Source organism: Agrobacterium sp. SORGH_AS_0440 (assembly GCF_031453135.1).
GTDB classification, from domain to species: domain Bacteria; phylum Pseudomonadota; class Alphaproteobacteria; order Rhizobiales; family Rhizobiaceae; genus Agrobacterium; species Agrobacterium pusense.
Window position 1 is genome coordinate 285792 of sequence record NZ_JAVIYR010000002.1, and the last position, 13983, is coordinate 299774.

General features: G+C 58.8%; 15 protein-coding genes. All 15 read left to right on the plus strand.

Translation table 11 applies throughout. The annotated features are described in order from the left end of the window. Nucleotides 1-64 precede the first annotated feature (64 nt). The 15 genes from trpS (at nucleotide 65) to trmB (ending at nucleotide 13927) form a co-directional block, all read left to right on the plus strand. Entirely contained in the window at nucleotides 65-1129 is a 1065-nt protein-coding gene (gene trpS / locus QE453_RS10650; RefSeq protein ID WP_022555513.1) for a tryptophan--tRNA ligase, read from the plus strand. Between the two features lie 113 nt (nucleotides 1130-1242). Next, complete coding sequence (locus QE453_RS10655; protein ID WP_003503758.1) at nucleotides 1243-1734, plus strand: universal stress protein; 492 nt, start codon at nucleotides 1243-1245, stop codon at nucleotides 1732-1734. 144 nt (nucleotides 1735-1878) lie between these two features. Beyond that, nucleotides 1879-2442, plus strand: coding sequence for a NifU family protein (locus QE453_RS10660; protein WP_006698903.1), 564 nt, complete (start codon nucleotides 1879-1881; stop codon nucleotides 2440-2442). A 17-nt stretch (nucleotides 2443-2459) separates the two neighbouring features. Further along, entirely contained in the window at nucleotides 2460-3128 is a 669-nt protein-coding gene (tsaB, locus tag QE453_RS10665) for a tRNA (adenosine(37)-N6)-threonylcarbamoyltransferase complex dimerization subunit type 1 TsaB (RefSeq protein ID WP_244405327.1), read from the plus strand. Between the two features lie 43 nt (nucleotides 3129-3171). Beyond that, nucleotides 3172-3666 (plus strand): N-acetyltransferase, encoded by a 495-nt coding sequence (locus QE453_RS10670; RefSeq protein WP_309777042.1) that lies wholly within the window; start codon nucleotides 3172-3174, stop codon nucleotides 3664-3666. A 64-nt stretch (nucleotides 3667-3730) separates the two neighbouring features. Beyond that, nucleotides 3731-4159 (plus strand): Fur family transcriptional regulator, encoded by a 429-nt coding sequence (locus tag QE453_RS10675; RefSeq protein ID WP_004439602.1) that lies wholly within the window; start codon nucleotides 3731-3733, stop codon nucleotides 4157-4159. A gap of 30 nt (nucleotides 4160-4189) precedes the next feature. After that, complete coding sequence (locus QE453_RS10680) at nucleotides 4190-4987, plus strand: 1-acyl-sn-glycerol-3-phosphate acyltransferase (RefSeq protein ID WP_045532949.1); 798 nt, start codon at nucleotides 4190-4192, stop codon at nucleotides 4985-4987. A gap of 62 nt (nucleotides 4988-5049) precedes the next feature. Next, a complete protein-coding gene (gene miaB / locus QE453_RS10685) occupies nucleotides 5050-6489 on the plus strand; it encodes a tRNA (N6-isopentenyl adenosine(37)-C2)-methylthiotransferase MiaB (RefSeq protein ID WP_309777044.1) in 1440 nt (479 codons plus the stop codon). A 40-nt stretch (nucleotides 6490-6529) separates the two neighbouring features. Beyond that, nucleotides 6530-7585, plus strand: coding sequence for a PhoH family protein (locus tag QE453_RS10690; protein WP_004439610.1), 1056 nt, complete (start codon nucleotides 6530-6532; stop codon nucleotides 7583-7585). Between the two features lie 10 nt (nucleotides 7586-7595). Further along, nucleotides 7596-8102, plus strand: a complete 507-nt coding sequence (gene ybeY / locus QE453_RS10695) for an rRNA maturation RNase YbeY (protein WP_006698908.1) — start codon at nucleotides 7596-7598, stop codon at nucleotides 8100-8102. Nucleotides 8103-8117: 15 nt separating this feature from the next. Then, nucleotides 8118-9257: a hemolysin family protein gene (locus QE453_RS10700; protein WP_004439615.1), complete on the plus strand. Its 1140-nt coding sequence runs from the start codon at nucleotides 8118-8120 to the stop codon at nucleotides 9255-9257. 204 nt (nucleotides 9258-9461) lie between these two features. Further along, nucleotides 9462-11051 (plus strand): apolipoprotein N-acyltransferase, encoded by a 1590-nt coding sequence (lnt, locus tag QE453_RS10705; protein ID WP_244405323.1) that lies wholly within the window; start codon nucleotides 9462-9464, stop codon nucleotides 11049-11051. Nucleotides 11052-11183: 132 nt separating this feature from the next. Further along, entirely contained in the window at nucleotides 11184-11603 is a 420-nt protein-coding gene (locus tag QE453_RS10710; protein WP_004439621.1) for a helix-turn-helix domain-containing protein, read from the plus strand. Between the two features lie 192 nt (nucleotides 11604-11795). Next, a complete protein-coding gene (metK, locus tag QE453_RS10715) occupies nucleotides 11796-13058 on the plus strand; it encodes a methionine adenosyltransferase (protein ID WP_004439623.1) in 1263 nt (420 codons plus the stop codon). Between the two features lie 170 nt (nucleotides 13059-13228). Continuing rightward, nucleotides 13229-13927, plus strand: a complete 699-nt coding sequence (gene trmB / locus QE453_RS10720) for a tRNA (guanosine(46)-N7)-methyltransferase TrmB (protein ID WP_004439625.1) — start codon at nucleotides 13229-13231, stop codon at nucleotides 13925-13927. The last annotated feature ends 56 nt before the right edge of the window (nucleotides 13928-13983 follow it).

Genomic DNA, 13983 nt, shown 5'->3' on the forward strand with positions numbered 1-13983 from the left:
CATAAGCGCGCGTGCAATTCCAATCACGGGGCGGGGCCCTCCACAAGCCTTTTCGAGGACGACAATGAACGCATTCAAGCCGCTGGTTTTCTCGGGCGTCCAGCCGACCGGCAATCTGCATCTCGGCAATTATCTCGGCGCGATCCGCAAATTCGTGGCGCTGCAGGAAGATAATGATTGCATCTATTGCGTCGTCGACATGCACGCCATCACCGCCCAGCTCGTTCACTCGGACCTGAAGGCGCAGACCCGCTCTATCGCGGCCGCCTTCATCGCCTCGGGCATTGATCCGGTGAAGCATATCGTCTTCAACCAGTCGGCCGTGCCGCAGCATGCGGAACTGGCCTGGGTGTTCAACTGCGTGGCGCGCATTGGCTGGATGGAGCGGATGACGCAGTTCAAGGACAAGTCCGGCAAGAATGCCGAACAGGTGTCGCTCGGCCTCCTTGCGTATCCGAGCCTAATGGCTGCCGACATTCTCGTTTATCGTGCCACCCATGTTCCTGTTGGTGACGACCAGAAACAGCATCTGGAACTCGCCCGCGACATCGCCCAGAAATTCAACATCGATTTCAGCGACCATATCCGCAAGGCGGGCCTCGGGCTTGATATAACGGTCGGCGATGAGCCGGTGCACGCCTATTTCCCGATGGTGGAGCCGTTGATCGGCGGTCCGGCCCCGCGCGTGATGTCGTTGAAGGACGGCACCAAGAAGATGTCGAAGTCCGACCCGTCCGATCTGTCGCGCATCAACCTGATGGATGATGTCGATGCCATCTCGAAGAAGATCAAGAAGGCAAAGACCGATCCTGATGCGCTGCCGAGCGAAGTGGAAGGCCTCAAAGGTCGCCCCGAGGCCGACAACCTCGTTGGCATCTATGCCGCGCTTTCCGACAAGACGAAGGCCGACGTTCTTTCCGAGTTTGGCGGACAACAGTTCTCGGCTTTCAAGCCGGCCCTGGTCGAGCTCGCGGTGAATGTGCTGGCTCCCGTCAACAATGAGATGCGTCGCCTTCTCGATGATCCGACCCATATCGACGCCATCCTCAAGCAGGGCGGCGAACGGGCGGGCGCCATTGCCGAAAAGACCATGAACGAGGTGCGCGACATCGTCGGCTTCCTGCGCTGACAGGTCGCTGCTGCTCGAATGCGTCGGGCGGTTTGCGCCTGTCGTGATTTGATATAATCTCCGCCCGAACCGTCGGGCGGTTTACGGATCACGGCGGACCTAGGGAGTGCAGAATGGTTTCAAAACGGCTGTCGCGTCTGGAAGGGCATCGGCGCAAGTTTCTTGCAGTTATCGATGACACGCCGGAATGCGAGAGGGCCGTGCACTATGCCGGTCGTCGCGCCAAGAACTCCAATGGCGGGCTGGTGCTGCTTTACATGATCCCGGAAGGCGATTTCCAGCAGTGGCTTGGCGTCGAGCAGATCATGCGGGCCGAGGCGCGCGAGGAGGCGGAAGCCACGCTTGCCAAGATCGCCCAGAAGGTGCGCGAGACGATCGGCATCGAGCCGGAAGCGGTGATCCGCGAAGGCAGCGCCACCGAGCAGATCCATGGGCTGATCGAGGAAGACCGCGATATCGCCATTCTCGTTCTGGCGGCGGGATCGACGAAGGAAGGTCCGGGACCGCTCGTTTCCTCCATCGCCGGGCGAGGGGCAGCCTTCCCGATCCCCGTCACCGTGTTGCCGGATACTTTGTCCGATGAGGAAATCGACGCTCTCTGCTGATCCGGTTTCGGGCGAGATTCAGGGCCTTACGATTTCTTGAATGTAATTATCATGTCAGGGCTTGAAGTGTAGCTTCGCCGGGCGTATTTTTTGGAAGAATTCTAAATTGCGGGGCGTGAACGGCGACCTCGAAGGAGACAGACGATGTTCATTCAGACGGAAGCCACGCCGAACCCGACAACGCTGAAGTTCCTGCCGGGCAAGGTCGTGCTCGAAAGCGGAACGGTGGAGTTCCTCAACCCGTCGCAGGCCCAAGCTTCGCCGCTGGCAGAGCGCCTCTTCATGATACCGGGTGTGACCGGCGTTTATTTCGGTTTCGATTTCATCACCGTCACCAAGGACGGCGCGGAATGGCAGCACCTGAAGCCCGCCATTCTGGGCGCGATCATGGAACACTTCATGTCCGGCCGCCCGATCATGGGCACTGCCATTGCGGCCGAAGTATCGGATGAGGAAGGCGAGTTCTTCGAAGAGGGTGATGAAACCATCGTCGCCACCATTAAGGAACTGCTGGAAACCCGCGTCCGTCCCGCCGTGGCGCAGGACGGCGGCGACATCACCTTCCGCGGCTTCCGCGACGGCACGGTGTTCCTGAACATGAAGGGCGCGTGCTCGGGCTGCCCATCCTCCACCGCCACGCTGAAGCATGGTGTTCAGAATCTGCTTCGCCATTTCGTGCCGGAAGTGCGCGAAGTCGAAGCGGTATAATGCTGTAAAGCCAGATCATGATTGTTCTCGCACTCGACACCGCAGGTGTGGATTGTTCCGCCTGTATCTATGACAGCACCTCGGACAGGGTGCTTGGAGAAGTCTGCGAAACAATTGGAAAGGGCCATGCCGAAAGGCTGATGGCCGTGATCGATGGAGCCTTGGAGCAGGCGCAACTGTCGCTGCGGAATGTCGGGCGTATTGCCGTGACCATCGGCCCCGGGTCCTTCACGGGCATCCGGGTCGGTGTTGCCGCGGCGCGCGGTTTTGCCCTGTCGCTCGGCGTCGAGGCCGTCGGCGTCACCACGCTAGAAACGCTTGCCCTGCATCATCTGCTGCAAAACCCCGACCGGCCAGTGGCGGTCGGTCTGGATGCCAAACGTGGCGAAACCTATCTCCAGACATTCGGCATGGACGGATTACCGCTCAACGAGGCGGCGCTTCTGTCTCTGGATGACGCCAAGAGTGTTCTTTCCGGTTTTAATTGTTCCATCATCGGCTCCGCCGCGCCGCTGTTTGCAGGAGAGGAAAGCGGGTCCGGGCCGGACCACTTTCCGATTGCCTCGGTTGCCCGTGCTGGCGCGCGCAAGCCGGAAGGGCAGCCGAAACCGGCACCTCTTTATCTGCGTGGGCCGGATGCCCGGCCACAAACCGGTTTTGCGCTGGCACGTCAGGACGTTGCCTGATACGGCATGCATGAGTGCATGTTTCTGATTCCCGATTCCTGATATGTTTGACGAATATCTAAGCTGGAAGCCCTATTTCGAGATCGTGCCGATGCAGCATGAGGATTGCGCCGCGGTTGCGGAACTGCATGCGCTGCGCTTTCCGCGCCCGTGGAACGACGGGGAGTTTTCGGGACTGCTGACGCAGGGATCGGTTTTCGGTGCCGTTGCCCGGCAGACAAACGCCTTTTTCAGCAAGCCGCTCGGTGGATTCGTGCTGGCGAGGGAAGTGGCGGGCGAGGCGGAAATCCTGACCGTGGTCGTTGCCGACAAGTTCGCACGTGCGGGTCTCGGCTGGCGTTTGATGCAGTCGGCCATCCGCGAGGCGATGATGCGCGGCGCAGAAACCATGTTCCTTGAAGTTGATAATAACAACGCGTCCGCTCTGGGTCTTTACAGGAAGCTCGGGTTCAAAACCGTCGCGGAACGCAAAGCCTATTACACGGCCAAAGATGGAACGAAGTCGACGGCGCTTGTCATGCGCCGCGATCTTCGCTAGTTCCCTGCGACAGGCATTTTTTCGGCGAAAGCCGCAAACCGGAATTCTCAAAAGGCCATAAGACGTGACAGACCTTTCGAAAACGCTGGAGGAGCTTTGTGCCGAACGCGGTATGCGGATGACCGACCAACGCCGTGTCATCGCCCGCGTCCTTCAGGAATCGGCCGACCATCCAGATGTCGAGGAGCTTTACCGCCGTTCCTCCGCCGTGGACCCGCGCATCTCGATTTCCACCGTCTATAGAACGGTGAAGCTGTTCGAGGATGCCGGCATCATCGAGCGTCACGATTTTCGCGACGGCCGTTCACGCTACGAGACCGTGCCTGAAGAGCATCACGATCACCTGATCGACCTGAAGAATGGCGTCGTCATTGAATTTCACTCGGCCGAGATCGAAGCTCTGCAGGAGAAGATCGCCCGCGAACACGGCTTCAGGCTCGTGGATCACCGGCTGGAACTTTACGGCGTGCCATTGAAGCCTGGCGAACACTGAGACGCCGGTGAACAAGCGGGCGTTCCCATCATGATGTGGCTGCGGACAGCCTATATTGCGGTCGTACTCCTGATCGTCACGCTTGTTTTGCTGCCGCTTCAACTGCTGGGCCTTGCCTTCGACTGGCGGCTCCGCCGCCGCATTCCCCGCGTCTGGCATCGTATCGCCTGCCATGTTCTCGGCATACGCGTGCATGTCCACGGGGAAGTGGAGCGGGCAAAGCCGTTAATGCTCGCGGTCAATCACGCCTCATGGAAAGACATCCTCGTTTTGGGCAGCATTGCCGACGTGGTGTTCATCGCCAAGACTGAGGTGCGCGACTGGCCGGTTTTCGGCTGGCTCGCGCGGCTGCAGAAAAGCATCTTCGTTCAACGCGAGCAGAAACGCAGCACCGGCATGCAGGTGAGCGAGATCGCCAGCCGCATGGCCGATGGCGAGATCGTTGTCCTCTTTCCCGAAGGAACTACCTCGGACGGAAACCGCATGCTGGCCGTCAAATCCTCGCTCTTCGGTGCGGCGTCCACCGCCGCAGAACAGGTACCGGGCAAGCTTGTTTATGTCCAGCCGGTAGCCATCGCCTATACGCGGCTGCATGGCATGGCGATGGGGCGCTATCATCGCGTCATCGCCGCCTGGCCGGGCAGCATCACGCTCGTGCCGCATCTGCTCGGCATCATCAAAGCGGGCGCCATCGATGTCGACGTGACATTTGGTGACAGCGTTCCGTTCCACAGCACCGACAACCGCAAGCGACTGGCGACCGATATCGCCGCCTCCATCCGCTCAATGCTGGCCTTCAGCCTGCGCGGCGGCTGGCGGAATTCGTGAGATCGTAGCTTTTCCGGCATTTTTCTGTTTAATCTGGCCGTGAAAAACACTAGATAGCCGCCATGACCCAGGAAACGCTTGGCCTTGACGCCCCACCCATGATCGCCCGCGAGGGTTCGAACAGCCAGCCCGCATCCATCGCGCGCGATGGGGCAAACAGCAGAAAGGTCTTCATCAAGACTTATGGCTGTCAGATGAACGTCTACGATTCCGTCCGCATGAGCGATGCGCTGGCGAAGGACGGTTATGTTCAGACGGAGGATATGGGCGAGGCGGATCTGGTTCTGCTGAATACCTGTCACATTCGCGAAAAGGCGGCGGAAAAGGTCTACTCCGCGCTTGGCCGCCTGCGGGACATGAAAAAGTCGCGCGAAGAGCAGGGTCGGGAATTCATGATCGGCGTTGCCGGCTGCGTGGCGCAGGCGGAAGGCGAGGAAATCCTTCGCCGGGCGCCCGCCGTGGATGTCGTCATCGGCCCGCAGACCTATCACCGCCTGCCGGAAGCACTGAAACGGGTACGTGGAGGCGAGCGCGTCATCGAGACCGAATACGCGGTGGAGGACAAGTTCGAACACCTGCCGGTTGCCGAGAAATCCACGCTGCGAACGCGTGGTGTTACGGCTTTTTTGACCGTGCAGGAAGGTTGCGACAAGTTCTGTACCTTCTGTGTCGTGCCCTATACGCGCGGTTCGGAGGTTTCCCGTCCCGTGCGCCAGATTGTTGATGAGGCGACGAAGCTTGTCGATGCCGGCGTGCGTGAGATCACGCTGCTCGGCCAGAACGTCAACGCCTGGCAGGGCGAAGGCCCGAAGGGCGAAAAATGGGGCCTTGCCGAACTGCTTTACCGGCTGGCGGAAATTCCGGGCCTTGCGAGGCTCCGCTACACCACCAGCCATCCGCGCGACATGGACGATCGCCTGATCGGCGCCCATCGCGACCTGCGCATCCTGATGCCCTATCTGCATCTGCCGGTTCAGTCCGGTTCGGACCGAATTCTGAAAGCGATGAACCGTCGCCATACGGGCGAGGAATATATCCAGCTTATTGAAAAAATCCGCGCCGCCCGCCCTGATATTGCCATGTCTGGAGACTTTATTGTCGGTTTCCCCGGCGAGACGGATCGCGATTTCGAAGATACGATGGCGATGGTCGAAACGGTGAAGTACGCGCAGGCCTTCTCGTTCAAATACTCCACCCGTCCCGGCACGCCGGGGGCCGACCTCACGGACCAGGTTGCAGAAGACGTGAAGGCCGAGCGGCTGGAAAGATTGCAGGCTCTCTTGCTGCGGCAACAGAAGGAATTTGCCGAATCGCTGGTCGGAAAGACCATGGATGTGCTGCTGGAAAAGCCCGGCCGCATGACTGAGCAGTTGATAGGTCGTTCTCCGTGGCTGCAATCCGTGAATCTTGATGCAAAGACTTTGAAAATCGGTGACATTGTTAATGTACGAATCACCGCAACGGGTCCAAACAGCTTGTTTGCCGAGGTGGCAGAGAGTTAGAGTGGGGAGCCGACACTGATTGGGACAGGAGCCTGACCGCTTGAACGCACACGAATTGGTATCAAATTCATCGCGCCAGCCACGCCAAGCCGCGACCGACGCCAATCACTTCGTCCTCACGTTCGAGAATAACAGGATAGCAGGAGAGCTATTCGGTCAGTTCGATCAGAACCTGAAGCTTCTGGAGCAGCGCCTCAATATCGACGCTCGTCCGCGTGGAAATTCGGTCGCTATCACCGGCGATGTGGTCTCCACCAATCAGGCCCGCCGCGCGCTTGATTTCCTTTACGAGCGTTTGCTGAAAGGTGGCGCCGTCGAGCTTTCTGATGTCGAGGGGGCGATCCGCATGGCCGTTGCAGCGGACGACCAGCTGACGCTGCCGACCATGGAGCGCAAGGCGAAGATTTCCATGGCGCAGATTTCAACGCGCAAGAAAACCATTTCGGCGCGGACGCCCACGCAGGACGTCTATATGCGCGCCTTGGAACAATCCGAACTCGTATTCGGTGTTGGCCCTGCCGGCACGGGCAAGACCTATCTGGCCGTGGCGCATGCCGCGCAGCTTCTGGAGCGTGGCGCGGTCGATCGCATCATCCTTTCGCGTCCCGCCGTTGAAGCGGGTGAGCGTCTGGGCTTCCTGCCCGGCGACATGAAGGAAAAGGTCGATCCGTATCTCCGCCCGCTTTATGACGCGCTGTATGACATGATGCCCGGCGACAAGGTGGAGCGCGCCATTCAGGCGGGCGTCATCGAAATTGCACCTCTGGCTTTCATGCGCGGCCGCACGCTTGCCAATGCCGCCGTCATTCTGGACGAAGCTCAGAATACTACCACCATGCAGATGAAGATGTTCCTGACGCGCCTTGGCGAAAACGGTCGCATGATTGTGACCGGCGACCCAAGCCAGGTGGACTTGCCGCGCGGCGTGAAGTCTGGCCTCGTGGAAGCCCTGCAGATCCTCACGGATGTGGAAGGCGTGTCCGTTGTGCGGTTCAAGGATGTGGACGTTGTCCGTCACCCGATGGTGGCGCGCATTGTCCGGGCCTATGAATCCCATACGGCTGTGCCGGATGAGAGCCTGCTGAAGGGCGACTGACGAAAAGATAATGACAGCTCTGGATATTCAAATCAGCGTCGAGGCCGAAGGCTGGTCCTCGGAAGAGGACCTGTCTGCTTTTGCGTCAAAGACGCTGGATGCGGCGGTCGATTTTCTGAAGCGGGAAGAGGATCAACCCTTCCCGAAAATGCCGGTCGAGCTCTCGCTGGTCTTCACCGACGATGAAAATATCCGGGAAATCAACGCCGAGTGGCGTGACAAGGACAAGGCGACCAACGTCTTGTCTTTCCCTGCTTTTCCGCTGGAGCCGGGCGGAATGCCCGGCCCTATGCTGGGCGATATCGTCGTCGCGAGAGAAACGGTAGAGCGAGAGGCCCTTGAACTTGAGAAGAGTTTCGAGGATCATCTGACCCATCTTCTCGTTCATGGGTTCCTGCATTTGTTTGGTTATGACCACATGGACGAGGAAGAAGCGGAAGAAATGGAGTCGCTTGAGACTCGCATTTTGGCGGTGCTTGGCCTATCTGATCCCTATGCGGGTCAAGAACCGCTTTAAATATTGTCTGGAGCCATGAACGAACATTCTGCACGACCTGCCAATGAGGGCAGAGAAAACGGCGAGCAGTCCTCTTCGGAGGAGGGCAGTAGTCACTTACGTCAGGACTACAATGCCAAACCGAGATCGACCATCTGGTCGCGCATCGCGCGGTTGCTGAAACCGTCTCAGGGTGAGCGCCTGCGCGAGGATCTGACCGATGCGCTGATGGACGACACTGAAATAGGCGCCGCTTTTACGCCCGAAGAACGGGCGATGCTACACAACATCCTCCGTTTCCGTGAGATCAGGGTCGAAGATATCATGATCCCGCGGGTGGATATTGACGGTCTCGATCAGAATATGACGATCGGTGACGCGCTGATCCTGTTTGAGGAAACCGGACGTTCCCGTATGCCGGTTTATGAAGAGACGCTGGACGACCCCAAGGGGATGATCCATATCCGCGATCTGCTTGCTTATGTTGCCAAACAGGCTCGCAACAAGCGCCGGGTGGGATCGCGTGGCGTCGCTTACGGTGAAGTGAAGGCGCCGCGGTCGCCGCGGCCGAATTTCGATCTGGCGCGGGTCGATCTGGAAAAGACGGTTGCCGACGCCGGGCTGGTGCGCAAGATTCTTTTCGCGCCGCCGTCCATGTTGGCCTCCGATCTTCTGAAGACCATGCAGGCCCAGAGAACCCAGCTCGCCGTGGTGATCGATGAATATGGCGGTACCGACGGTCTTGTCAGCCATGAAGACATCGTCGAGATGGTGGTTGGGGACATCGACGACGAGCACGACAAGGACGAGGCGATGTTCTCGCGTCTTTCTGCCGATGTGCTCGTGGCGGATGCCCGCGCGGAACTCACCGAACTTGCCGAGGCTATCGGTCCGGAATTCGACGTGCGCGAACATCTGGAAGAAATCGATACGCTCGGTGGACTCATCTTCTTCGCGCTGGGCCGTATCCCCGCCAAGGGCGAGGTCGTTCGCGCCGTGCCCGGTTTCGAGTTTCAGATCCTCGATGCGGATACGAGGCGTATCAAGGGCGTTCGTATCGTACGCGATCACGGCTCCGAAGGGGAAGACGACCGCGCCCCTGGCGATGCCGGTGAGGTGATTGCATTGCCGCCGCCGGAGACGCGGTTGATCGCCCATCAGCAGAACGTGGACTGAAAGGATAGACGGGTAGCCCCCGTCGATCCCGCCGTTTGATCTTCCGGATTCTGCGGGTTCGACTACCCGGGCATGAGATCCCGCTCCATCTGCCCTGCCTGGTGTGGACGGCGAATCTTTTTTCCTTTACGTCGAAACAAAGGGAAATTTCGCGGAATGGCTTGCCTGGAGCGGGTTTCCGGATGCGCATGATACGGAGATGGCATGGAGCGTCTTGCAGGCAGGGTGATGCTGGCCGGCGGCATGAGCCGCGCAGTGATGGCGATTGCTGCAGGCGCGGTCGGAGCGCTCGCCCTGCCTCCATTCGGTTTCTTCGCAGCGCTTTTCCTGTCTTTCACCCTGTTGGTCTGGCTGGTGGATGGCTGCACCGGCAAGCCGGGCGGCGGCCTCTTCAGCCGCATTCTTCCCGCTTTTGCTATAGGCTGGTGTTTCGGTCTCGGTTATTTCGTGGCTGGCCTGTGGTGGCTGGGCAACGCGCTTCTGCTTGAAGCGGACGAATTTGCCTGGGCGCTGCCGCTTGCCATCCTTGGGCTTCCGGCCTTTCTGGCGCTGTTTTACGGTTTCGCGGTTGCTGCGGCCAATCTTGTGTGGTCGAACGGTCTAGGCCGGATCGCCGCCCTTGCCGCCGCATTCGGATTTGCGGAATGGCTGCGCAGTTTCCTGGCGACGGGCTTTCCGTGGAACGCCATAGGTTACGGCATCATGCCGATCCCGGTCATGATGCAGTCGGCGCATCTGATCGGTCTTTTCGGTGTGACCACGCTTGCCGTTTTCATCTTCGCGTCCCCCGCGCTCATCGCCACGAGAAAAGGCATGTGGCCCGGCCTTTCCCTGGCGGCGCTGCTGCTGGCCAGCCATGTGGGTTATGGCTTCTACCGCGTCCAGACACCCGCGGAGACACCGGCAGATGCGGTGACAGTCAGAATCGTCCAACCGTCCATCGATCAGTCTCGCAAGATGCTGAATGATGACCGCGCCGAGATTTTCGGCGAGCATCTGCGGTTGACAGCCCTGCCTCCGGGCGAAGGCAAAAAGCGCCCCGACATCATTGTCTGGCCCGAAACCTCGGTGCCGTTCATCCTAACGCAAAATCCCGACGCGCTGGCCGAGATCGCAAAGACGCTGCAAGACGGGCAGGTGCTCTTCACCGGAGCCGTCAGGATGGAAGATGCGGGTGCTGGCAGGCCGCCGCGTTATTATAACTCGGTCTACGCCATCGACAGTCAGGGAGAAATCATCGGCGCGACGGACAAGGTCCATCTGACCCCCTTTGGAGAATATGTTCCCTTCGAGGGTATCCTGCGGGAGTTTGGCATTGATAATGTCATCGCCCTGCCCGGGGGCTTTTCAGCAGCCTCTTCGCGCACGCCCCTGACGCTTCCATCCGGAAAGACCTTTTATCCGCTGATCTGTTACGAGATCATTTTTCCCGGTGAGATGACGCCGGCTCTCGCTGGCTCGGCGGCGATCCTCAATGTGACGAATGACGGCTGGTTTGGTGATACGCCTGGGCCGTATCAGCACTTTCTTCAGGCCAGAGTGCGGGCGGTTGAGACGGGTGTGCCGGTGATTCGCGGTGCCAATACGGGTATCTCGGCGGTTATAGACCCTTATGGCCGCATTATTGCCGGATTGGATTACGGTCGGGTGGGCATTGTTGACGCCACTTTGAGTGGTGGGTCAAACGACGCATTTACTTACGACACACATCGGACGTATTTCTGGTTGATTTTTTCCGTGATGATGATCGCTGCGGTATTTCCTGCCTGGAGTTTTGCCCGGCGCCAGAATTGACCGGGAACTCCTGCAATTGCATAGTGAATACGTCAGTCGTAAAACAAGTTTAGCTGCTGTCGAAATACCGGCTCATTTCTTCGAATAGTAATGAAGCGAGATATCAACCCATCCGAGTGTCAGGACCGCATGATGACCGAAAATAAGAAAAAGCCTAACCCCATCGACATTCATGTCGGAAGCCGAATTCGTCTTCGCAGAACCATGCTCGGCATGAGCCAGGAAAAACTGGGTGAAAGTCTCGGAATTACCTTTCAGCAAATTCAGAAGTACGAAAAGGGCACGAACCGTGTTGGCGCCAGCCGCCTGCAGAATATCTCGGCGATCCTCAATGTACCGGTTTCCTTTTTTTTCGAAGATGCACCCGGCGATCAGGCTGGCGGTACATCCGGCATGGCGGAAGCCTCGAGCTCCAATTACGTCGTCGACTTCCTGTCTTCGGCTGAAGGTTTGCAGTTGAACCGCGCCTTCGTGAAGATCGCCGACCCGAAGGTCCGTCGCCGTCTGGTCGATCTCGTCAAGGCGCTCGCCGCCGAGGGCGATGCCGAGTAGGGCCTGGCCCCTGCAGCGCAGAAAATTTCCGGCATGGTATGCCGGGCACTCAACGGTCCGCAGGGACCGTTTTTTTGTGCCAGATTAGAAAGGAATTCTCACATAAACGATATATTTATGTGGTTGTGTCCTTGTTTTTCGCGGCCGAAATGACTAACAAACTCGAAGACCGTTCTTTGAGGGGAATCCCGCATGCGTGCCAATTATCTGTTCACCAGCGAGTCCGTGGCCGAGGGTCATCCGGACAAGGTTTGTGATCGTATTTCCGATGAAATCGTGGATCTCATTTACCGTGAAGCGGCCAAGACGGGCGTGGACCCGTGGACCGTGCGCATCGCCTGCGAAACGCTTGCAACGACCAACCGCGTCGTGATTGCGGGCGAGGTTCGGGTTCCCGATACGCTGCTGAAGAAGGACAAGGACGGCAAGGTCCTCAAGGACGCAGCCGGCCATCCGGTTATCAATCCCTCGAAGTTCAAATCCGCCGCCCGCAAGGCGATCCGTGATATCGGCTACGAGCAGGATGGTTTCCACTGGAAGACCGCCAAGATCGACGTTCTCCTGCATCCGCAGTCGGCTGATATCGCGCAGGGTGTGGACAACGCTTCCGACAAGCAGGGCGACGAGGGTGCCGGCGACCAGGGCATCATGTTCGGTTACGCCTGCAAGGAAACGCCTGACCTCATGCCGGCGCCGATCTATTATTCCCACCGTATCCTGCAGCTGCTGGCCACCGCCCGTAAAAGCGGCGAAGGCGAGGCGGCGAAGCTCGGCCCCGACGCCAAGAGCCAGGTGACGGTTCGTTACGTCGACGGCAAGGCTTCCGAAGCCGTGTCCATCGTGCTGTCCACGCAGCATCTCGATGCAAGCTGGGATTCGAAAAAGGTTCGCGCCGTTGTCGAACCCTATATCCGCGAAGCTCTCGGTGATCTGAAGATCGCTGACGATTGCCAGTGGTATATCAACCCGACGGGCAAGTTCGTCATCGGTGGCCCTGATGGCGATGCCGGTCTGACCGGCCGTAAGATCATCGTCGACACCTATGGTGGTGCCGCCCCCCATGGCGGTGGCGCATTCTCTGGCAAGGACACGACCAAGGTCGACCGTTCCGCCGCCTATGCCGCCCGCTACCTCGCCAAGAACGTCGTGGCTGCCGGCCTCGCCGAGCGCTGCACCATTCAGATTTCTTATGCAATCGGCATTGCCCAGCCGCTGTCGATCTATGTCGATCTGCATGGCACCGGCAAGGTCAGCGAAGATCAGGTCGAGGCCGCGATCCGCAAGGTCATGGACCTTTCGCCATCGGGCATTCGCCGTCATCTCGATCTCAACAAGCCGATTTACGCCAAGACGTCTTCCTATGGTCATTTCGGCCGTAAGGCTGGCCGCGACGGCTCCTTCTCCTGGGAGAAGCTCGATCTGGTGAAGCCGCTCAAGGAAGCTTTGAGCGCTTAAGCATTTCCAGTAAAAGTGCGTAGCGGTTTTACGTCCGGAAAATGCGTCAACTGGATATCGCGCTTGTTATTTGGCGGCGATTGAGAGATACCGTCACCGAGTTTTGTAACCCGCACAGTGCCTCACGGGGTGCTGTGCGGGTTAAGTCTATTTGGTCTTGAGAGTATGAGATGACGGAAGAACGGCGTTCGCGCGCGACGGAAGCGTTTTTTGGCAGGCGCAAGGGCAAGCCCCTGCGCAATCAGCAGGTCGATACGATCGAAAATCTGCTGCCTTTGCTGAAAATCGATCTGGAAAGCGTGCCCCCGCAAAATCTCGCCGCGCTCTTTCCGGCAGATGTGCGATCGATCCGTCTGGAGATCGGTTTCGGCGGTGGCGAACATCTCGCCCACCGCGCGGTCGAAAATCCCGAGACGGGTTTCATCGGTGTCGAACCCTTCGTCAATTCCATGGCCAAACTGCTTGCCACGGTTCGCGAACGTGAACTGATGAATATCCGCCTTTACGACGATGATGCGACGCAGTTACTCGACTGGCTGCCTGAAGGATCGATCGATCACATCGATCTGCTTTATCCCGATCCCTGGCCGAAGAAGAAGCACTGGAAGCGGCGTTTCGTGTCAGACGTCAATCTCGCCCGTTTCCATCGTGTGTTGAAACCCGGCGGCAAGTTCTGCTTTGCGTCCGACATCGACACTTACGTCAACTGGACGCTGCAGCATTGCGCCCGGCACGGCGGCTTTGACTGGACGGCGACAAGCGCTGATGACTGGCGCACGCCCTATGCCAACTGGCCGGGCACGCGTTACGAGAACAAGGCAAAAAGAGAAGGCCGCAGCTCGGCCTATCTCACCTTCATCCGTCGCTAAAGCATTTCAAGTAAAAGTGTGCAGCGGTTTTACGTCCGGAAAATGCGCTAACGGCA